Source organism: Chamaesiphon minutus PCC 6605 (genome assembly GCF_000317145.1).
In the GTDB taxonomy this organism is placed as follows: domain Bacteria; phylum Cyanobacteriota; class Cyanobacteriia; order Cyanobacteriales; family Chamaesiphonaceae; genus Chamaesiphon; species Chamaesiphon minutus.
In genome coordinates this window covers 5,490,160-5,511,754 of sequence record NC_019697.1, presented here as the reverse complement: position 1 = coordinate 5,511,754, position 21,595 = coordinate 5,490,160, and the positions used below count along the sequence as shown (strand labels likewise).

General features: G+C 44.6%; 17 protein-coding genes. 9 read left to right on the top strand and 8 right to left on the bottom strand.

Annotated features, from left to right (window positions below; genetic code table 11):
* Positions 1-100: 100 nt before the first annotated feature.
* Complete coding sequence (locus tag CHA6605_RS25195) at positions 101-1,000, top strand: homogentisate phytyltransferase (RefSeq protein WP_015162193.1); 900 nt, start codon at positions 101-103, stop codon at positions 998-1,000.
* 31 nt (positions 1,001-1,031) lie between these two features.
* Positions 1,032-2,273 carry a tocopherol cyclase family protein gene (locus tag CHA6605_RS25190; RefSeq protein ID WP_015162192.1) on the top strand — a complete coding sequence of 414 codons (1,242 nt, stop codon included), beginning with the start codon at positions 1,032-1,034 and terminating at the stop codon, positions 2,271-2,273.
* A gap of 116 nt (positions 2,274-2,389) precedes the next feature.
* Here the strand turns inward: CHA6605_RS25190 and hppD are convergent, their stop codons facing one another.
* The 7 genes from hppD to CHA6605_RS25155 all read right to left on the bottom strand — a co-directional run bounded on the left by hppD (position 2,390) and on the right by CHA6605_RS25155 (position 11,906).
* On the bottom strand, positions 2,390-3,469 hold the full coding sequence (gene hppD / locus CHA6605_RS25185; protein WP_157260103.1) for a 4-hydroxyphenylpyruvate dioxygenase: 1,080 nt from the start codon (positions 3,467-3,469) through the stop codon (positions 2,390-2,392).
* Positions 3,470-3,625: 156 nt separating this feature from the next.
* Entirely contained in the window at positions 3,626-4,480 is an 855-nt protein-coding gene (locus CHA6605_RS25180; RefSeq protein WP_015162190.1) for a methyltransferase domain-containing protein, read from the bottom strand.
* A 340-nt stretch (positions 4,481-4,820) separates the two neighbouring features.
* The gene (locus CHA6605_RS25175) at positions 4,821-5,828 is read right to left on the bottom strand and encodes a hypothetical protein (protein WP_015162189.1); all 1,008 of its coding nucleotides are present in this window, start codon (positions 5,826-5,828) and stop codon (positions 4,821-4,823) included.
* 256 nt (positions 5,829-6,084) lie between these two features.
* Complete coding sequence (locus CHA6605_RS25170; RefSeq protein WP_015162188.1) at positions 6,085-6,264, bottom strand: hypothetical protein; 180 nt, start codon at positions 6,262-6,264, stop codon at positions 6,085-6,087.
* A 418-nt stretch (positions 6,265-6,682) separates the two neighbouring features.
* Entirely contained in the window at positions 6,683-9,535 is a 2,853-nt protein-coding gene (uvrA, locus tag CHA6605_RS25165) for an excinuclease ABC subunit UvrA (RefSeq protein WP_015162187.1), read from the bottom strand.
* Between the two features lie 352 nt (positions 9,536-9,887).
* Positions 9,888-10,907 (bottom strand): WD40 repeat domain-containing protein, encoded by a 1,020-nt coding sequence (locus CHA6605_RS25160; protein WP_015162186.1) that lies wholly within the window; start codon positions 10,905-10,907, stop codon positions 9,888-9,890.
* Positions 10,908-11,906, bottom strand: a complete 999-nt coding sequence (locus CHA6605_RS25155; protein ID WP_015162185.1) for a CobW family GTP-binding protein — start codon at positions 11,904-11,906, stop codon at positions 10,908-10,910.
* Between the two features lie 466 nt (positions 11,907-12,372).
* On the opposite strand from CHA6605_RS25155, the gene CHA6605_RS25150 reads away from it, so the two are divergent.
* From CHA6605_RS25150 to CHA6605_RS25120, 7 genes are all read left to right on the top strand, one after another.
* Positions 12,373-15,231: a polysaccharide deacetylase family protein gene (locus CHA6605_RS25150; protein WP_015162184.1), complete on the top strand. Its 2,859-nt coding sequence runs from the start codon at positions 12,373-12,375 to the stop codon at positions 15,229-15,231.
* A gap of 267 nt (positions 15,232-15,498) precedes the next feature.
* The gene (locus CHA6605_RS25140) at positions 15,499-16,665 is read left to right on the top strand and encodes a CHAT domain-containing protein (RefSeq protein WP_041548447.1); all 1,167 of its coding nucleotides are present in this window, start codon (positions 15,499-15,501) and stop codon (positions 16,663-16,665) included.
* Positions 16,604-16,831 carry a CHAT domain-containing protein gene (locus tag CHA6605_RS33240; RefSeq protein ID WP_086936266.1) on the top strand — a complete coding sequence of 76 codons (228 nt, stop codon included), beginning with the start codon at positions 16,604-16,606 and terminating at the stop codon, positions 16,829-16,831. The genes CHA6605_RS25140 and CHA6605_RS33240 overlap by 62 nt, the downstream gene beginning before the upstream one ends.
* 145 nt (positions 16,832-16,976) lie before the next feature.
* Positions 16,977-17,927 carry a phosphate/phosphite/phosphonate ABC transporter substrate-binding protein gene (locus CHA6605_RS25135; protein ID WP_015162183.1) on the top strand — a complete coding sequence of 317 codons (951 nt, stop codon included), beginning with the start codon at positions 16,977-16,979 and terminating at the stop codon, positions 17,925-17,927.
* Positions 17,928-18,180: 253 nt separating this feature from the next.
* A complete protein-coding gene (locus CHA6605_RS25130) occupies positions 18,181-18,975 on the top strand; it encodes a phosphonate ABC transporter ATP-binding protein (protein WP_015162182.1) in 795 nt (264 codons plus the stop codon).
* Positions 18,965-19,753, top strand: a complete 789-nt coding sequence (gene phnE, locus CHA6605_RS25125) for a phosphonate ABC transporter, permease protein PhnE (RefSeq protein ID WP_015162181.1) — start codon at positions 18,965-18,967, stop codon at positions 19,751-19,753. The genes CHA6605_RS25130 and phnE overlap by 11 nt, the downstream gene beginning before the upstream one ends.
* A gap of 152 nt (positions 19,754-19,905) precedes the next feature.
* Positions 19,906-20,610: a TerC family protein gene (locus tag CHA6605_RS25120; protein WP_015162179.1), complete on the top strand. Its 705-nt coding sequence runs from the start codon at positions 19,906-19,908 to the stop codon at positions 20,608-20,610.
* Here CHA6605_RS25120 and CHA6605_RS25115 read toward each other — a convergent pair.
* Entirely contained in the window at positions 20,543-21,274 is a 732-nt protein-coding gene (locus tag CHA6605_RS25115; protein ID WP_015162178.1) for a zinc metalloprotease, read from the bottom strand. The two genes, CHA6605_RS25120 and CHA6605_RS25115, sit on opposite strands and share 68 nt — an antisense overlap.
* Positions 21,275-21,595 lie beyond the last annotated feature (321 nt).

Below are 21,595 nucleotides of genomic sequence, written 5' to 3'. Positions count from 1 at the left end.
GAACTAGCTCAACCGAAGCCTAGTTTTCTTCAATTACAATTAATTTATCGCCCTCTTCCCCACTCTCCCCCTCTCCCAGTCCCCTCGCCCCACACCCCCAATGTATCTAACACAGCTCTGGAAATTCTCGCGTCCCCATACAATTATTGGTACCAGTCTGAGTGTATTAGCACTTTACACGATCGCGATCGCGACTACTCATAGCCCGATCTCATGGCTGAGTATCGGTCAACTGGTGGGAGCTTGGATTGCTTGTATATTGGGAAATATTTATATCGTTGGTTTGAATCAACTGTATGACGTCGAGATCGATCGAGTCAATAAGCCAGATCTTCCCCTAGCTAGTGGTAAATTATCAATTGCGCAAGGAACGGGGATCGTCACAGTTACAGGTATTTTAGCGATCTCGATTTCTGCTTTATTAGGTAAATGGTTATTTGCAACTGTCGCGCTAAGTTTGGCGATCGGAACTGCTTATTCGGTGCCGCCAATTCGATTTAAACAATACTCATTACTTGCTGCTATTTGTATTTTAACGGTGAGGGGCTGTATCGTTAATTTAGGGTTGTTCTTGCATTTCGATCGACTATTGACAGGTGCAGATAGTATACCGCCAAGTATTTGGGTATTAACGCTATTTATTCTAGTATTTACAATTGCCATTGCATTATTTAAAGATGTGCCCGATCTCGAAGGCGATCGGAAGTATGAAATTGAAACTTTCACCATTGTCTTAGGTAAGTTAACAGTTTTCAATTTTACGCGCTGGGCAATTACGATCGCCTATCTAGGCACGATCTCAGCGGGTATCTTGTTACCATCGAGCATTAATACTTGGTTTGTGATTATTTCTCATACTATTCTACTCGGCCTACTCTGGTGGCGTTCTCAAGATGTCGATCTCGACAAAAAAGAATCGATCGCAGACTTCTATCAATTTATCTGGAAACTATTCTTCTGGGAATACTTAATTTTCCCGATCGCCTGCTTTGTGAATTAGGGGATAGGGAATAGGGAATAGGGGATAGGGGATGGTGAAATTTAACTATCAACCATCAACTATCAACCATCAACTATCAACTATCAACCATCAACTATCAACTATCAACTCCCAACTATCAACTCCCAACTATCAACTATCAACTCCCAACTATCAACTCCCAACTATCAACTCCCAACTATCAACTATCAACTATCAACTATCAACTATCAACTATCAACTATTAATTATGAAAGTGCCGCATAATGGCTATCATTGGAATGGTGTCGATCCTGATTTTTTTGAAGGGTGGTATTTTCGGTTAACATTGCCGAAGATTAGAGAATCATTTGCGTTTATGTACTCGATCGAAGATCCTTTAGGTAAAAGCGAGCGCAGTGGTGGTGCGGCGCAGATGTTAGGGATTGACGAACGACATTTGATGTGTTCTTTCCCAGATCCTGGTAAATTTTGGGCAGCAAAAGATGAGCTGGCTTTGGGACATTGGGGAAAGAGTAATAATTTAGATATTCAACCACAATTATTATCAGTTGCCGAATTCGATCGTCACATTACCGAAGGTTATCAAGTCACCGCAACTCTCCATCAAGGAGCTTTACCATTGCAAGACTGTCGCTGGTGTTATCATACTGTCCCCGTTTATGGCTGGGGACAGCCCCAGCAGCCCCAACAAGCCACCGCAGGCTTATTATCGTACATAAGTATCTTCGAGCCGGGATGGCAAATTCTGATGGCGCATGGCTTGGCTACAGGTTGGATCGAGTGGCAGGGCAAACGCTATGATTTTACTAATACCCCAGCCTATAGTGAAAAAAATTGGGGTCGCTCTTTTCCGCAAAAATGGTTCTGGGTAAATTGCAATAGTTTCGATGAGACAGTTGGTTTGGCAATTACCGCAGGCGGCGGACGACGCAAAGTACTATGGACGACAGAAGAAGTCGGGATGATTGGCATTCATTATCGCGACAAATTTTATGAATTCGTACCGTGGAATTCGCAAATGAGTTGGCAAATTCAACCATGGGGCGCATGGAAAATTCAAGCTAGCAATAGCGAATTTCAAGTCGAACTAATCGGTACGACAGATCTATCAGGAACGATGGTAAATACGCCAACAGAACAGGGATTGGTAATGTGTTGTCGCGATACACTCAAGGGTTTATTATCGATCGATCTACGCACTCTAAATGGCGATCGAATCATCGAGGCTAATAGTCATAATGCTGGTTTAGAAGTTGGCGGTGCTGGCTGGGATCAAGCTTGGGCGAAGTAGATTGCCGGATCGGAAATACTCGCTATCTCCACTGTCGGCATCAGGATTTACAGGATTAGGTTAAGGGTACTGGTGCATGTCAGAAATTATGACCATTTTCGCATCCCACAAACAACCTAATCCCGAACATCCCGAAAACCCTCTAAATCCTGGTTTGTATTGTATTCCTCGATTGCTTCAAATAAGGCTTGAAAATTACCTTGCCCGAATCCTTTGGCGCGATTGCGACGCTCTATGACTTCAAAGAAGAAGGTTGGAGACTCAAAGATCGGTTGAGTAAATATTTGCAAAAGTATCTCTTCAGGTGTCGATGTAGACCAATCCATCAATATTTGGAGCTGTTCGAGTTGTTGCCACTCGCGATCGGTTAATAATAGATTTTGTTCTGTTTTAGCCCTACTTTGCAACTTGGTATAATAAGTTTGCGGAATTGGTAAAAAGTTTACTGCTTGCTGGTGCATGAGATCGATCGAGGTCAAGATATCGTGAGTTTGCAAAGCGATATGTTGAATACCAGAACCACGATTGAGATCTAAAAAGTCTTGAATCTGCGAATTAGTCGAACTTGGTTCGTTAATATTAAATCTAATCTTGCCACAATCACTAATTAGAGCTTTACTTGCCAGTCCCGATTTATGGGTCTGAATATCGAATGTTTGCTGTACCTCAAAACCAAACAGCTCTCGATACCAATTTACTGCGGGTTCTAATTCACCAGCCGCAACATTTAAGACGATATGGTCGATACCAGATATTGTGTTATTTAGTTCTGGTGTCTGTTCGGATGCAGATTTTGAAGCTTGGATAATGGTATGCTCGATCGCACCCCAACCCTGAATTCTCAACCATTCTCGCTTGTCGTCTTCACTCGATCGATCGATGATTTCGATCCCTAAATGCGATAGCTTGCACCTAATTTCCTCTAGATTGCCTACCCTAAATGACACATCTTTGACGCCAGAGGGATGGAGCTTGAGGTAGTCAGCGACGGGACTAGCTGCATTAAGAGGAGACGCGATCGAAAATAATAAATTAGTGTTACCGACTAGATACTCGATGGTATGTTCGCGAGCGCACCGACTGAGATTTTGCAGTCCCATTCGATCGACTAATAAGTCTAATGTTTGGGTCGCATCTACAACACAGAAATGAATGCAGTCTATTTCCATAAAGTCAAATTCTAATGCACGTTTCAAAAGGGATTGAAGCTTAAACCTGGCTTAAAAAATGATGTTTATGAAAGAGGATATAAGTATACCCTCTTTGAGAGAATAATTTCGAGCGATACTAACACTTAATCGAGAGACGACATTTAATAGTAGATGTTCGTCAATCGATAGATTATTTTGAGCTTACTTAGTTGCCGCAATTAAACCAAACCTTACCAATCCGCTCCGATAACCATCGCTCATCAGCTTCAATGACATGGCAGCCTCGATCGTTTTCCAACCCGCCTGGAACAGCCCAAAAATGGCCTGTGGGGTAATCGCCGAATCGATCACCACATCCCAAAATGGAGCGACGGCGGTAGACCAATCATCGACGCGCAAATCTTTGAAACCACAGCTTTCTACCATCTCGGTATATTCAGGCAGCGAAATCACATACGGCAAACAATAAACCCGATAAATATCTTGTAAATGCTTGTGCTCCTCAGCGGTGAGCGGCGTTTCTGGTGTTATGGGACGGTGACACCACGTCACAAAAATCAGTTTGCCACCTGGCTTTAAGACGCGATGACACTCTTGCAAAAATTTCACTTTATCTGGCATGTGCTCGCCGCTTTCTAACGACCACACCAGGTCGAAACTATGGTCGGGAAACGGGATATTTAGAGCATTAGCAACCTGAAAGTCTGTCTTGGCTGCCAAACCTGCCGCGCGCGCTCTTTCCTTGGCGCGATTAGCTTGCACGGGGGAGAGCGTAATCCCGGTGACCCTAGCACCAAATTTTTCGGCTAAATAGAGACTACTACCGCCAATCCCGCAACCGACATCGAGGATGTCGTGGGGTCGGTTTGTGCTGAAGTCACCAGACCAACTGAGAACTTCTTCAATGAGATCGATCTGTGCTTGACGACGATCTAGTTTGAGCGTGCCATTTTTACCATAATATCCGTGGTGCATGTGTTCGCCCCAAATTCCTTCCCACAGATTGCTCGAAGCATCATAAAATTCTTGGATTTGTTGGTACAGTTGATTGCTCATTGCGAAAAGTCTCTCACCATAGTCTTCTCACATATTCTAACGAAATTGCCCTAAGTGAGTTTCGATCGAGCAAATTTTAATACATGATTTGGGATCGCGATCGATAGTTTCTCGATCGAAATACCCACAAATGTCAATGCGATCGATCGATGGATTTGAGAGAGATTAACTAATATTTGGAAGATCGAGCGTCAAGATTTAATTCAAACAAAGCAAAAAATCTAACTATAGATAGAATTAAATTCGCTCGATCGAGCCAATCGTGATATTTTCGCAGATATCCATACCAATCGATCTTTTGCCCTTTTTTGCTAATTTATTGAATGCTGCTTTCTAGAGCTTAGTTATACTTTGAGGATGTCTCACGATCTGAACGCGCGAATTCTAAGATATTTCGCTCGATTTCGTGAAGTTCTGTCACAATTATAAACTCTTCAAAATTAGTAAATTGTTGTTTGAAGTTGACGATAAAATGTCCTAACTCCTTACCTGCTAGATGCGGCAATAACTTCATAATTATCTCGCCATTGAATTTAGCTTTAACCAGTTCCGACCGTTCGGCAGCAGCGGTAGCCGCAGCAATGCGATCGAGTAAATTAGCTGTAGGAAAATTAGCAGCAATCCACGGTAGATAATCGTCGCGATTATCGAGATATTGGTATTTTTTCGTAATTTGATGTCGATCGAGATAGTCGAGAAAACTTTGAATAGTCGATCGCTCCTTGACGCGCCGCTCTAAAGAAGTAGATCGATCGATATATGGTGCGATCGAAAAATATGGACAAGCGATCGTCCACTCAAAAATTTCGGTAATATTGGCAAAGCCAGCTTGCCATTTACCATAGTCCAGTTCCAATAGCCGACAAATAACCGCGAAATCTTGGGTTAATTCGATTTCTTTTTGAAAATTACCATTATGATAACGGTATACATAGCTCAGTCCCCGCTCGCCGTATTTAAGATTGAAGCGACGGCAGATTTTACCGATGAGATTGCCCAGATCGTTAAAGGATAGATAATTATAAGTGCTTTCAAAATATGGCGAAGGAGCGGTAAAATAATCGACCTGAAAATCTCGATATAGAGTCGAGAAAACGCTCCCAGCAGCTTTAACTTCGACAATACCCAAGTCGTTAACGATCGTCTGGCGAATTTGTTGCCAATTATCGCCAGGATCGAGGCAAACGATAACATCTAAGTCGCCAAAATCTGGTTTATCACCATAATAGCGGGGAATGCGATAGCGATCGCTGCCCAAATATCGATCGAGATAGGTACGAATGTCAGCTTCGATGTCTAAATAGCGATCTCGATCGATCCGACCGCGATTGAATAATTTTCCACCCATAAAATTAGCAGATAGGGGTTAGACTCACGCATTGAAGTGAATAAGTTTACAAAAGTTCCCAATATTTAGATTTTAGGTGATAAATATGCGAGGCTGATAAACTTGAATTATATTTAATCTTCTCGTTCGTGTAGTGTCCGCTTTGCGGAATCGCCTGATGAATTCGCTCGAATCGATCTTATTAACTAAATAATCTGTCTTTTAGATAGGTCGATCGAGTATTGTCAGTCAATATGCTTAGTACTCGATCGATTAGCTAGTTTTTTTGCTTCTGCTTAATGCGTTGTAACTTTTGTTGACGAATCAGTTCATCAAATTTAGCTATTAATTCTTCTACTTGTAGATCGACTTCTTCAAAACTGAGTCGAGCTTGACGCATGTTATCGAGCAGTCGGCGATCTACTGATGGATCTGGCATTATCGGTTGTTTTTTCATGATCAGTCAAACTCCTGAATAGTTTCTTGGTTACTACGTTTTAAAGCGGGAATTTTTTGCTGAGTACTTTCAATCGCTCTAGCTACTATTTCTAGGAGATCCGTTGGAATAGGTGGTTGAGTATTTGCGACTCTAATTTGCAGTGTAGAAAATCGAGAAAACCTTTCCGTTGCTTGTTGAGCAATGCTTTGGAGTTCATCTAAGTATGGGATTGTTCGCTCGGTTTCTCCAAAAGCTTCAAACAGTGACAGTTCGATAGTTCGTGCTGTATCGATAATTTATAAAAGCTGATGTTGTAAATCCCAAATTGTTTGGGCTGTTTTTAAGCTCAGTTTTGCCATGCGTACTCAGTCATTCTCATTCCATCATACATGAAATTAATCCGATCCTCGATCGATTCCGTCGATCGACATCCACTCTAAGCTTTCACCGTTGCTGAATGTTGTTTTAACACTTGCTTGAGATATTTCCCAGTATGCGACTTAGGATTTTTCGCCACCTGTTCCGGTGTTCCCACTGCGACTAATTCTCCTCCTTTATTACCACCTTCTGGCCCCAGATCGATCGTCCAGTCGGAGCAGCGAATCACGTCGAGGTTGTGTTCGATGACAATAATGGAATTACCCTTGTCTACTAGTCTTTGCAGCACGTCTAGGAGCTTGTGGACGTCGTAGAATGAGAGTCCGGTGGTGGGTTCGTCGATTAAATATAAGGTTTTACCCGTGGCGCGTTTGGAAAGTTCGGTGGCGAGTTTGACGCGTTGGGCTTCGCCGCCAGAGAGGGTGGGGGCGGTTTGTCCGAGTTTGACGTAGCCTAAGCCGACATCGACGAGGGTTTGGAGGCGGGTAGCGGCGCGGGGGATATTCTCAAAGAAGCCTAAGCCTTCTTCGACGGTCATATTCAGGACATCGGCGATCGATTTACCTTTATATTTAACTTGGAGGGTTTCGCGGTTGTAGCGTTCGCCTTTGCAGACGTCGCATTGCACGTAGACATCGGGGAGGAAATTCATTTCGATGATGTTTACCCCTTGTCCGCTACAGGCTTCACAGCGTCCGCCTTTGACGTTGAAGGAAAACTGTCCCGCTTTATAACCGCGCGTTTTGGCTTCGATGGTTTGGGTGAAGACTTCGCGGATGGTGTCGAATACGCCTGTATAGGTGACGGGATTCGATCGCGGAGTGCGTCCGATCGGGGATTGATCGATGATAATAACCTTATCGATCGCGCTAATACCTTGCAACTCATCGACATCTTTGGGAAAGGGTACCCGTTTGGTGAGATGGTGCTGTAGTGCGGGGTGGAGGAGTTCGTTGACGAGGGTAGATTTGCCCGAGCCGGATACGCCTGTAATTGAGACGAGTTTACCGAGCGGAAAATCGACATCGAGATGTTTGAGGTTGTTCCGGTTGGCATTTTTGAGAATTAAACTGCGTCCGTTGCCTTCCCGTCGTTGTGCTGGAGTCTCGATGCCTATGCGTCCAGATAAATAGGCTCCTGTGATCGAGTCTTCGGATTCGAGCAGTGCCTTCAAATCTCCCTCAACGACGATACTACCACCATGTACGCCCGCACCAGGACCGATATCGACCAAATGATCGGCGGCGCGAATGGTATCTTCGTCGTGTTCGACGACGATGAGGGTATTACCTAAGTCGCGCAATTTAGTCAGGGTGTTTAAGAGTCGTCCGTTATCGCGTTGGTGCAAACCGATACTCGGTTCGTCGAGAACGTATAAGACGCCTGTCAAACCGGAGCCGATTTGAGTTGCGAGGCGAATTCGCTGCGCTTCGCCACCAGAGAGGGTCATCGCGGCGCGATCGAGTGTGAGATAATCTAAGCCAACGTTAAGCAAAAATTGCAGTCTGGCGGTAATTTCTTTGAGGACTAATTCGCCGATTTTGAGTTGTTTTTCGGTCAATACTAGCCGATCGAGTCTGTCCAAACATTCATCGATCGCGGCACTAGTAAAATCGAGGATACCATATTGACCTAATTTTACCGATTGAGCTTCGGCTTTTAATCTTTTGCCTCCACATGCTTCGCACGGTCGATCTGTGAGGTATTGTTCGAGCTTTTGCTTTTGCAATTCTGAGGCATCATTGTATTGCCTATCGAGAATTTTAATCACTCCCCGAAAGCGACGATTTTCGCCGATATCTTCCATCCAAATCGGCTCGTCCCGACCCTCTAAAATTAACGATCGTTGTTCGGGAGTGAGTTTTTGCCAGGGAGTATCGAGGGCAAATCCGGCGGCTTGACCCAAACTATATAATAGAGATAAATAATAAGAATTATCCTTGTCGGACCAAGGCGCGATCGCGTGATAAATAGCCGCTGACGGATCGGGAATAATTAGGTCTGGATCGAAGGTGCGCGAGCTACCGATGCCGTGACAAGCCGGACAAGCCCCGTATGGAGAGTTAAATGAGAACAATCGCGGCGATAATTCTTCCATTACCGCGCCATGTTCGGGGCACGCAAATTTCTCAGAAAAGACTAATTCTGTCGGTAAATCTGGATTTGTTTCTGCACCTTCGTCGGTAATAATTGAAATAACGGCAATCCCTTCCCCATGCCGCAAACAAGTAGTTAAAGAATCCGACAGTCGCGATTCGATACCTTCTTTATTCACCAATCGATCGACCACAATTTCGATTGTATGATGTTGATTTTTATCTAAGACAATGCGATCGGCTAATTCGCGAATCTCGCCATTTACCCGCACCCGCACGAAGCCTTCAGATGCCAGACTAGATATTACTTTCTGATGCGTCCCTTTCTTACCTCGGACGATCGGAGCTAAGATCTGGAACTTAGTTCGTTCGGGGAGCGCGCGAATTCTGTCGCTCATTTCATCAATGGTTTGCGGGGCAATCGATCGATCGCACTGCGGACAATGGGGCGTACCCGCGCGACCGTATAATAACCGAAAATAATCGTAAATTTCGGTGACCGTGCCGACAGTCGATCGAGGATTATTAGAAGTAGACTTTTGATCGATCGAGATTGCCGGACTCAAACCCTCGATCGCATCGACATCCGGTTTATCCAATTGTCCCAAAAATTGCCGCGCATAAGCACTCAGCGACTCTACATATCGCCGCTGTCCCTCGGCAAAGATGGTATCGAATGCTAAGGACGATTTACCCGAACCAGAGACACCTGTAAACACGATTAAGCGATCGCGCGGTAGCTCTAAACTAATATTCTTGAGGTTGTGTTGTTTGGCACCACGGATGCGAATAGTGTCTCGGTCGGTTGAAGACATAAGAATCGAGCTGGTAGTTTGCAATGGGGCAAACTTCTGTTTTAACACATCTTCACGATCTAGATCTGTCGATTATAAGACGAGATCGATAAATTCCAAATTCGATCGCTGTAAAATCGATGCAATCTGCTGGGGAGGGCGGGTTTTTAGTTAGGTATCGATCTCCCGACAATATTTGTTTGCATAACCCCGCCCCGACGATCGATTAGTAATTTTATTCGCGAATAATCGCTCGATTTCAGCCAGATCTAAATGGTAGGTTTATGCTATTAAATTCAATCGTGTAATTAAACTTAAATAAAACCTGCCCGTCCCCACCAACAATCCACAAACGAGCGACATATTAGAAGTTTTATCTCCAAATCTTAACTTCTCCTCGATTACTACCTGTTATCAACATCCGATCGTTTGAATGCCAATTAATTTGAGTAAACTCCACGTTGTTATCGTTAAAAGAGCCAATCGCGCCCAAGTCTGGTTCCCAAATTGCAATCTCTCCATCTACACTTGCAGTTGCAATTAAGGGATATGTGGGATGAATGGACATTGTGGTAATAAAGTCTCGATGAAACTCTAGGGGCGTAGCTTGCCAAGTGCCATCTGCATACGAGCACAAGACCAACATCTCGGCACTAATTGCCGCTACTGTCGATCGAGATTTATCGATCCAAGCTAATTGTTGAATCCGAGTGGGAAAACCTCTCATCGTCCAAGTAGATGAGAAGTCATCGCTCGAAGCAATTACCAAACAACGATCCAGTGTCGCCCCAGCCAGAAAGTCGCCCCCAAGCGACCAGTTTAGATGCTTAATCGCATTGTTTGCGGGCAAGTATTCTGGTTCTTCATCCCAATCGCGACTGTGCCAAATTCGCGCTCCTAAGTTGCCAGCTACAGCCAAATGAGTCCCGGCGGGATGCCAAGCAAGATCGAAGACAGTGGAAAGATCGAAATCTAAAGTTGTAATTAATTCTCGATTGGCTATGTTCCAGATTTGAACGAATCTACCAGCCGCAAATGCTAAATAAGGTTCGCTTGGATGCCAAGCAATCGCATCTACCCAAATCGATTTGTGAGCTAGTGACAGCAATAGTTTGGGACTACCATGGCCACAATCCCACACCCGCACATCGCCCATCTGTCCGCCTGCTGCCAAATATCGACTGCTCGCGTCGAAAGACAGGCTATCTACACTCGCTCCATTGGCAGCTAACAGCATGGTGAGTTGCTGGTTTTCCCAGTAGGCAACTTCCCCCGCCGCGCTGCTAGCAACCACAGTACCGTCACTAGCACAGGCGATCGAGGTAATATATTCGGCAAGTTGTGCTTGCCATACTAGTTTCAGTTTGCGTTGACTGGATTTTGACTTTGCCATCTAACCAAATCCCTTCCCTGAAGCAACTAAACATTTATTGAAATCTTTACGCAACTTGGCTTCATCGAGATCGCGTCCGATGAATACTAATTCATTCTTGCGCTCCTCATCCGCCCGCCATGCCCGATCTGGTTGCGCGTCCATCAACATATGTACGCCTTGCAATACAAACCGCCGATCTTGTCCCTGGATATTTAAAATCCCTTTCATCCGAAAGATATTCTGACCCTGGGTTGGCAGTAATTCTCCGAGCCAAGCTTCAATTTTTTGAATATTCATCGCGCCTGGTGCTACTAGTGCGATCGATCCTACCGATTCATCGTGCTGGTGCGCTTCTTCGCCCAAGAAATCTGGATCGATCGTTAACGCATTGTTGAGATCGAAACCGCCAACTCCCAAAATCGTATCCATATCGACGATGGCATTTTGAGTGCGATAAATTTTGGCGATCGCATTCATGTTCCGAATTTTTCTCTCTAGCTCGTCTAATTCTGCTGGCGTAACTAGATCGGTTTTATTGATTAAAATTCGATCGGCAAAAGCAATCTGTTCTTGAGCTTCATCTGCATCCCAATGCAGGTGGATATGTTTGGCATCTACCACGGTTACTACAGCATCTAGGCGCGTTTCTAGTTGCACGTCTTCATCGACAAAAAAGGTTTGGATTACTGGTGCAGGATCGGCCAACCCAGTTGTTTCAATGACTAAATGGTCGAACTTATCACGACGGCGCATCAAGTTCCCAATAATTCTGACCAAATCGCCCCGTACCGTACAACAAATACAGCCATTATTCATCTCAAAAATTTCTTCGTCGGTACTGACAACCAGTTGATTGTCAATGCCTACTTCACCAAATTCATTAACAATTACAGCTACTTTCTTACCATGCTCGTATGTCAAAATATGGTTCAGCAATGTAGTTTTTCCCGCGCCTAAATATCCCGTCAAAACGGTAACTGGTACGGTCGATGTCGGTAGGTTTTCCAGAGTATTCATCAGTTTTCTTTCGCAGTAGGTTAGAGATGGCTAGTTACTTTGGCAATTGACAACGAGATTTTAAACTTTTGACGATCGCTGGTGAGATGGGAATGATTATCATTTTACCATAATTGCGTGCGGTCGAGGCTCGATTCGATCGTGGCAGCCAGACAACAGACAGAGAGGGCAAAAGCCCAGGATCTAGCGGGGTAAGGGCAACAAGGGGTATCAGTGTCAATATTCGACTTTACTTATCCTAATTCCTGACGATCGAAATTAGATCTATATGTCTATAAACTCACACTACGACAAAATATAGATCGAGATCGCCGCGATCGCACATAGTGCAGAGTGATATCGATCGCAGACAGGCAGCGAGAGATTATGGTCTAATCCAAGTGTCAGTATTTATACGTATATTAGAGTATCCAATCGCTCTTGAGAATGTCCAAAATACTCGCGAAGATTTTTCCAGCTTGCTATCATGCCAGAATCGCTCGATCCGAGTTCCAACTTTTTACCCAAAAATACCTATGGAAATATTGCCCTAGACGGCAATCTCACAGATTGGAAACCGCTCGATCGATTGGATGCTTTACCCATTTTGCAAGTAGCAGGTTATCGCGTCTATGGTAAAAAGACCGCCGATAGTTATGTATTGGCAATCGATTCCACTAGCGAACAGATCGGGGCGAATACTACGATTTGGTTGAATACCGATCGAAATAAAGCGACTGGCTACCAAGTTTTTGGCTTGACGGTTGGGGCGGAATATAGTGTCAATCTTGATACCGATGGTACGCCTTATTTATATAATGGTGCCGCAGGCCAAAATCCGATCGCCCGCTTAGATTTTGCCCGCTCTCAAGATGGGAAGACGATCGAAATTGCCATTCCGACAGCACTGATGATGGTCGACCGGGCGGAAATTGATGCCTATATCGATGTTAACGATAGCGTTTTTTTACCGGGCGATTATGCAAGTAATAGTTTGACGATTAGCAATACAGATTTGCCAGTACGAACGAATCCCAATCGCCGGATCGCAATCGTGTATTCGCAGACTTCTGCAAATAACTTTTTTGACCAAAAAGCTTACAGTCAGTTATTCGCTGCCGCTCAAAGTCAAGCGATCGCTGCTGGGGTACCATTCGATTTACTTACCGAAAGCGATCTCAAAGATTTGAGTAAGTTAGTAAATTACGATGCGCTAGTTTTCCCCTCATTTACTAATGTTAATAATGACGATCTGAGTGCGATCGAAAGTTCGCTGACTCAAGCAGTGGCTAAGTACGGGATCGGGATAATTGCCGCTGGTGAATTCATGACTAATGATGAAACTGGAGCCGCACTAGCTGGCGATCCTTACAGTCGGATGAAAAATTTACTGGGGGTACAACGCACTGCTGGCGGTGGTATTGTCAATGCAGTTATTACCGCCAAGGATGTTGATAATAATATCCTTGCGCCTGGATATACCGCTGGCGAGCAGCTCCTGAATTACGACAAAGGTATCGCTTTTGCTGCTTATAGTCCGTTCGGTACCCCAGGCACGATCCTCGCCGAGCAGATAGTTAATGGTGCCAATTATAATGCGATCGTCGCCACGATCGCAGGCGGTCAAAACGTTCATTTTGCAGATGGAGCGATCTTTTCCGATAGTAATATTGTCGCGCAAGCAATCGGCTCGATCGTCGATCGCGATGCAACGCGCATCAGTCTCGATCTAACTCGGAATAATAGTTTATTTCTCTCTCGTGACGATGTGGATCTGTCCAGGTTTTCGGCAATAGCACCAACAGTCACATCTCAACTCGCCGACGTACTGACAAATTGGAAAACTAAGTATGGATTTGTCGGAACTCACTTTATCAACATCGGTAACGATCCGGAACTCGGCGAATCGACTGATTGGAATGTGATGAAACCAATTTATCAACGCTGGTTGGCATTAGGAAATGAAATTGGGACTCATTCATATACCCATCCCAACGATCCCAGCAATCTAACTCCCAGCCAGATTGAATTTGAATTTAACCAATCTAAAAATATTATCGCCCAACAATTAGGTATCCCCGTCACTGGCGCGGCCACCCCAGGCAACCCCGATAGTCTAGCACTAAACAAACAACTCGACAATTATTTCCAATACTATACCGGGGTTGGCACCGCTTATAATAACGCATTTGGATTTCTCGATCCGACAGCTCAAGCTGTTTATTTCGCGCCGAATATTTCCTTCGATTATAATGCGATCGGCTATCTCAATTTAACTAATACTCAAACTGCCGCACTCTGGAATCGAGAATACGATCGGTTAAAAAGCTCCGCACACAAACCGATAATTGAGTTTGCTTGGCATGAATACGGCGCGACTGGAGCCGATCCTGCTTACGATCCAGCAATTTATGATAATTTTATCGCCAAAGCTGCCGCCGACGGTACCGAATTTGTGACCTTCGATGATGCTCAAAATCGGCTGCGGACATTTCAAAAATCCGCAATTAAGATCGAGCGGATTGGCGATACAATTACCGCAAAAGTTATGCCAGATAGTAATACTGCTGGCGTCGGTAAATTCTCCTTAGATATTCGAGCTAGCAAGCCAATTAAAAATGTTGGTAGTTATTATGCCTTCGACAAAGACTCAGTATTTCTAACCAAAACTGGTGGTAACTATACTATTAATCTCGGCACGGCTGCCGATAACGTCACCCACATTGTCGCACTCCCACAACGCGCCGAACTAATCTCAGTCGCAGGCGACGGTCAAAATCTCGATTACACTTTTAATGGCGAAGGTAAAATCTCGCTCGATCTCAATTTATCTGCCAATACTAACCTCATGGCGACAGGTGCCGATAGTTATAATCTCATCGGCAATCGCTTAGAGATGACATTCGCCAGCTCTGGCACTCACTCAGCGACAGTCAAAGTCGGATCTAATTTAGGTACGAGTGGTAACGATCTCTTGCTTGGCGGAAACAGTAGCAATCCGCTCGTCGGTGTCGATCCTTGCAGCGATACGGCGGGGAAAGGTGAAATCGACACACTCGTGCATTCAGGCAGTAGCAATCGCTTCATCTTAGGCGATCGCCAGCAAGTTTATTATAATGACGCCAACAGTACTAATGACGGTCTCAACGACTATGCCACGATCGTCGGTTTTGATGCTAGTAGTGATGTCATTCAACTTAAAGGTAAAGCTACCGACTATTCCCTTAGTACAGTACCTACTGGTACCGCTATTAACAATAATCTTTTCGGTCAACCAGAATTAATTGGCATTGTCGAAAATACATCAGAATTGAGTCTGACTGGAGGCTATTTTAATTACGTCTAGATTCGATCCTATCTGGCACGATCGATCGAAAACAGCTAGCATTTTCTGCATTCTCCTTTTGCCATTTATCCAATCGATCGGAGATTCTATCCATATTTTGAGACTCCAAGTAGTTGCTGTAGTTTACAATATACTTTCTCAGGAAAAATTAACTCAGCAGTGCAATCCGATCGATGACCAAAACCCGGACTATTATCTCTTTTTTGTTTTCTGGTGGGGGTATTATCCCTAGGCGCGAACCACCGGATTAATCTAGCGCGGAGTCTAGTGCTCACCAATCTACCTCAATGGACTGCTGCTAAATCACTGCTAACCGACGTAATCGATCGATCGCGACACCCAGATCGAAAATCAACTTTAACCGATGCTACAGGGACGCTAGGCTGGCTCTACGAGCAACAGCAACAGTGGTTGCCAGCTAGAGAATTTACCCGACGGGCAATTTCCCTCGCCACCACACCAGGAACCGATCGCCAATATCAGTGGGAATGGCAATTTGCTCGAATCTTGCAGCATCAAAGTCAGCCAGATTTTAGCGCATCCCAAGCCGCATACGATCGAGCGATTGTGGCACTCACTACAACCCGTCGCAATCTGCAAATTGTCAATCCCGATGCTCAATTCTCACTGCGGGATAATGTCGAGCCATTGTATCGCGAAGCGATCGATCTGAGTCTGCGCCAACAAAAACCAGATTTGAGCAAAATTATCGACCGAGTCAATGCTCTCAAACTAGTAGAGTTAGAAAACTTTTTACAGTGTCAACTCAGTGAATATAAACCTGTAGAGCGATTTGCTGAAGATGCTGGTGCGGTGGTACTTTATCCCGTAATTTTGGCCGATCGATTAGAAGTAATCCTACGGTTGCCTAATCATAAATTTCAACGATTTATCGTCCGTGTCTCGCGGAGCGAATTGGAAAAAACGATCGCCAGTTTTCAGCAGAATTTAAATCAACCTCAATATGGTTGGAACGATGTTGCTGCTGCCCAACTTTACGATTGGTTAATTCGTCCCGCCCAACCGGATCTCACTCCCGCCACCAAACAACTAGTATTCGTGATGGATGGCGCGCTGCAAAATATCCCCGTAGCGGCATTATCCGATCGATCGCGTCAAGAATTTTTAATCGATCGTTATCCAGTCTCAGTTAGCCCAGGACTGCAAATATTAGGTGCCAAGCAGCCTACGCGCAAAGATTCTGGCATTTTGATTGGCGGTTTGACTGGTAATGCTGCTAGCGCGACAAATGGCAAACGCGGCGAGATTTACGAACCATTAACCCATGCTGCGGCTGAAGTCAGGGCGATTAAGTCACTATTTCCCAAATCGACTGAATTAGTCGGTCGAGATTTTACCTCAGCAAAGCTCCATGGCAGGTACCGCGATTCGCAGCGGTGCGGCGAGTACTTTGGCTTCGATGTGGTCGGTTGACGATCGATCTACGGCGAAGTTGATGCAAAACTTTTATAGTAGTCTGACTCAATCGAATGGAGTGAGTAAAGCCGAAGCGTTGCAACTGGCTCAACGAAAGACTCGCCAGCAATATCCGCATCCGTATTACTGGGCGTCGTTTGTCTTGGTTGGTAACTGGCTTTAACTCTAACTTGGATCTTTCAATTTTTGTAACTTTTATGTAATAAAGACTCGACAAAACAAATTAGCAAATATACCTATCAGTTTTGACAAGTAATGAGATATTATGTCAATAATTAGATTTTGAATCAGACAGTTAACAACGAGCGATGAATCAGCACCTCAAATTTGGGATCGGCATTGGAGCGACTATTCTAGCTGGAGTAGCAACAATGAACAGTCGATCGATCGGCGAATCGATCGCCACCAACCTGCGTCTAGCTCCCGCACAAGCCCAAGCTCAGACCCTCAAAATTGTCTTTCCCACTAGATCGGGCACGACCGACTTAGAGGCTAAGGCCAAAGCAGTGACAGCATTTCTTAGTAAAGAGTTGCAACAGCCTGTCGAAGCGGTGATTGCCGATGAGACCGCAGCAGTCGAAGCCTTGCGTGCCAATCGCGCTGATGTAGCCTTTTTGAGCAGTCGCTCCGCCCTCAAAGCCAGAGAATTAGCTAACGCCAGTTTGTATTTGGCAGAAGTGCGCTCTAATTATTCTGGCGGACATACTTACAAATCTATTTTTGTAGTTTCCAAAAATAGTCCTCTTAAGTCTGGGCAAGGAGAAGCAACTCTGAGCCAGCTCAAAGGCAAGCGGATCTCATTTACCTCGCCCACCTCTGGGTCGGGATTTATCTTTCCCGTAGCGGAATTAGTACAACAAAAACTCATCCCCAATCGCGATCGCTTGAATGGTTTCTTCGGGCAAGTCACCTACGGTGGCAGCTACGATAAAGCCCTTCAAGCCGTATTGAGAAATCAAGCTGATGTCGCCGCAGTATCGGAGTATACGTTGGGTGCGCCCTATATTACGGCTGCCGAAGCTAGCAATTTACGCGTGCTGTATAGTATTTCTGGCGTTCCCGCGCACGGTATTGTCATCGATGATGATGTTTCTGTTAGCGATCGCAACAAGCTAATTGCAGCGATGATGAAATTAAATGAGCCTGCCAATAATAGATTATTTACGGCTCTTTACAATTCCACCAAATTGGTAAAAGTCAACAATTCGCACCTCAAACCGACCCAAGTCGCGCTAGAGCAAGCCGGGATGAAACCGTAACTAGAGGATAGAGAATAGGGGGGACTTTAAATCCGGTTTCCCCCTCAGAAAGCTACCGTATATACACATCTCTAGTTAGAAGCGAAATTAGTGGAAATCCCCCTGCTTGGTGTGCTGTCTGGTCTTATCTCTTAACAGGGGTTTATAGCATCACCCCAACAACCCAGTTATCTGCTTGGTGCGCTTAGCTGTCGGAGAACAAAGGCGTGGGTGCATCCGCAATTATCAATTATCAATTATCAATTAATTTATAGTGAGTACAATCAGTAGCGAACTAAGTTCGATTGACATCGATAAACAGAGAGCAAAATTGCCAAATCTTGGTTCGGCAATTAGATCTCAAGCGGCAGTCAGTCGGGCAAAAATTGGCAATCGACCGATTTTGGATGGCATCGACTGTGAGATCGAACAAGGTGAATTTGTAGCCATTTTGGGATTGAATGGTGCGGGTAAATCTAGTCTATTACGCGCGATCGCGGGATTAATGCCGCTAAAATCGGGAAGTATCTTGGTGAATGATGTCCCGATGACGCCGAGTACCCGCGATCGCGCGCGTCAACCCCTGGCGATGTTGTTTCAAGGCGGCGGTTTGATTCCACAACTGTGCGCCCTCGATAATGTCTTGTGCGGCAAATTAGGTGGGTTTTCAGGTTGGCAGACATTAAGGGGATTTCCAGCCAGCGAGCGGCAAAATGCGCTCGAATTACTCGATCGATTGGGAATGGCTGAATTTGCCAGTCAACCGACGCGCCAACTGAGCGGCGGACAACAACAACGCGTGGCAATTGCCAGAGCTTTAATGAGATCGCCACAGATTTTATTAGCTGACGAACCAGTCACTGGATTGGATATTATGGCAATTCAACAGGTGATGAAAAATCTTGCCCATTTACATAGTGAAGGGATGACGATCGTTACCGTTTTGCACGATTTAGCTTTGGCTAGTACTTATGCCCAGACTGCAATTATTGTCGATCGGGGTCGGGTCGTTTATCATGGAAGCAGTCAAAATCTCAGCGCACAATTCGAGCAGTTAATTGAAAGTTAAGTACCAGAGCACGGCGACAGCTCAATCGATAGTCAAGATCTTAATTCTCCTGGCAGTTATTATTGTCTACAGTTGGGCGTGGAGAGGTTTACAGGTAGATCTGAAATCTCTCAGAGACAGTGGTGGTTACATCGCCGATTTTATCTCGCGATTATTTCCACCAGATCTATCTATTCTCGATGTTGCCTGGGAGAAATTATTAGAAACGATCCAGATGTCCTTGTGGGGAACGACGATTGGGGCGATTATTTCCCTCCCGATCGCGGTATTATCGGCAAATAATTTAGTCCCATGGTGGTTGCGTTGGGGTGCTAATTTTATCCAAAATGCCGTGCGATCGATCCCATCAATTATTTTGGGGTTACTATTCGTCGCCGCCACTGGATTGGGCGCACCTGCGGGTACCCTCGCGCTGGGCATTTATACTGTCGGTTACCTGGGCAAATTTTACCAAACCGCGATCGAATCTGTCGATCGTTATTCCCTAGAAGCTTTGCAAGTTAGCGGTGCATCTTGGTTCCAGATCGCTCAATATGGAGTCATGCCGCAGGTCATGCCATTGCTATTGGGTTATACCTTGTATATGTTTGAATATAACATCCGCGCCGCTTCCGTCTTAGGAGTTGTCGGAGCCGGGGGAATTGGCTTTGAATTAGTCAATTACATTCGCGGTTTTGAATATAATAAAGCCACAACCATGATGTTAGTTTTACTCGTCGTCGTTACTTGTATCGATATTGCTAGCAGTCAGCTACGCCGCAGTTTGGAGCAGAAGTAGTGTAGGGCGGGGAGCGATTTGCGCTCCCCGCTCCCCACTCCCCACTCCCCGCTCTCCACAAATCTCATACGCGATTGAAATGTTCGACAACTTACCTGGGTACTCTAAATACATAGTTACCTCAATAGTACAAGTTAAGTTGTAACCATCTGATGATTGACAAATTGCTCGATGCTCCAGTAGAAATTGGTGCTTCTACACCAATGCTGCTCTTAGTGCTAGTTGCCCTCGAAGCAGTATTATCGGCTGATAATGCTGTCGCCCTAGCGTCTATTTCTCAAGGATTAGCGGATGATAAATTACGCCGTCAGGCATTAAATATCGGCTTAATTCTGGCTTATATCTTGCGAATGACGCTAATTTTGGCGGCAACGTGGGTAGTCCGTTACTGGCAATTTCAGGTGCTGGGTGCGGCTTATTTACTCTGGTTGGTATTTCAATATTTTAGCTCCAAGACAGATGAAGATGGCGAACATCATGGGCCACAATTCACGAGTATCTGGCAAGCAATTCCGACGATCGCAATTACCGATTTGGCTTTTTCTTTAGATAGTGTGGCCACAGCAATTGCCGTATCGACCGATACTTGGTTAGTGATTAGTGGTGCCACGATCGGCATTATTATTCTCCGATTTATGGCCGGATTATTTATTAAGTGGTTGGATGAGTATACTCATCTCGAAGATGCGGGTTATATTACGGTAGGATTAGTCGGACTGAAGCTATTGGTCAGAGCAGTATACCCCGATCTGGAGATTCCCGAAGTATTGACAGTTGCCACGATCGGCATCATTTTTGCTTGGGGTTTTTCTCAGCGAGAAGATGCGCCTGAAAAGATTTCTGATGCTGGTAAATAGCGTAGTTCATCTGCGTAATTTGTTCGGCATGAAACGAAGGTGGCATCAAACTGTGAATGCGATGATCTAGTCCATCATTCATCACATCTGCGGGCAATTCTGAATGATCTAATCCTAAAGTATGGGCGATTTCATGGGCGATCGTATTGGCAATCAAATTTGATAATTGACTAGACGACAATTGAGCGCGTTCGGCAGTATTAATAATTTGGTCTAGCCGCACGATCGCCCGATCTGTAACGCCACCTGGATGGAAACTAGCAACACCTAAATAATCCACAGGCTCTTGCTCTAAAATCAAGCCAACATGGGTAAATCGTTCGCCCCATTCTTGGGCATCTGGCGGATCTGAAGTGAGAAAAACATTAATACTTCTAAACGCACTAAAAACTTTAGCAAAGACATCTTTAAGTATTTCTAAAAGCATCGATTCTGTGTCAGAATCGGTAGCTGCCCAGCAAGCATTTACCCAAATACAATGCGGCTGTTTGGGCTGACGATCGCTTAAATTCGACCCACATTGCGGACAAATTCGCCAATTAGGTTGAATCCGCAATCGACAACTAAAACACTTCGGTTTATGAGGACGTGTCAGATCGATTCTTTCCCAAATTGGAAGACGATCTCTGTTGATACTTTTTTTGAGATTTAATCGCTGATACATTTAGTGGATAGTGAATAATTGATAGTTGATAATTGATAGTTGATAATTGATAGTAAAATTAGGTTAGGTACTGCCCACCATCTACAATAAAAGAATAGATTATAGCCATTCTCAATTTAATGAGATATGCCATAAATATCTAAGTAGATAGGTCTAATTATTTATAAAATAGATTATGCCTGAGATCTGGCTGGTGGGCACTGCCCACCCTACACGATATTTTAAATTTAATTATACCTATCTACTTAGCAATCAAAGTGATAAATTATCGATACCTCAATGATTAGGCAATGACTATATTAAACTAAATTAAAAATTTGA

Bases quoted from the DNA above. Each gene is read 5' to 3' on its own strand.
- CHA6605_RS25195 (WP_015162193.1), top strand. From the start codon at position 101: ATGTATCTAACACAGCTCTGGAAATTCTCGCGTCCCCATACAATTATT.
- CHA6605_RS25190 (WP_015162192.1), top strand. From the start codon at position 1,032: ATGGTGAAATTTAACTATCAACCATCAACTATCAACCATCAACTATCA.
- CHA6605_RS25180 (WP_015162190.1), bottom strand. From the start codon at position 4,480: ATGAGCAATCAACTGTACCAACAAATCCAAGAATTTTATGATGCTTCG.
- CHA6605_RS25175 (WP_015162189.1), bottom strand. From the start codon at position 5,828: ATGGGTGGAAAATTATTCAATCGCGGTCGGATCGATCGAGATCGCTAT.
- CHA6605_RS25170 (WP_015162188.1), bottom strand. From the start codon at position 6,264: ATGAAAAAACAACCGATAATGCCAGATCCATCAGTAGATCGCCGACTG.
- uvrA (WP_015162187.1), bottom strand. From the start codon at position 9,535: ATGTCTTCAACCGACCGAGACACTATTCGCATCCGTGGTGCCAAACAA.
- CHA6605_RS25160 (WP_015162186.1), bottom strand. From the start codon at position 10,907: ATGGCAAAGTCAAAATCCAGTCAACGCAAACTGAAACTAGTATGGCAA.
- CHA6605_RS25155 (WP_015162185.1), bottom strand. From the start codon at position 11,906: ATGAATACTCTGGAAAACCTACCGACATCGACCGTACCAGTTACCGTT.
- CHA6605_RS25150 (WP_015162184.1), top strand. From the start codon at position 12,373: ATGCCAGAATCGCTCGATCCGAGTTCCAACTTTTTACCCAAAAATACC.
- CHA6605_RS33240 (WP_086936266.1), top strand. From the start codon at position 16,604: ATGGCAGGTACCGCGATTCGCAGCGGTGCGGCGAGTACTTTGGCTTCG.
- CHA6605_RS25135 (WP_015162183.1), top strand. From the start codon at position 16,977: ATGAATCAGCACCTCAAATTTGGGATCGGCATTGGAGCGACTATTCTA.
- CHA6605_RS25120 (WP_015162179.1), top strand. From the start codon at position 19,906: ATGATTGACAAATTGCTCGATGCTCCAGTAGAAATTGGTGCTTCTACA.
- CHA6605_RS25115 (WP_015162178.1), bottom strand. From the start codon at position 21,274: ATGTATCAGCGATTAAATCTCAAAAAAAGTATCAACAGAGATCGTCTT.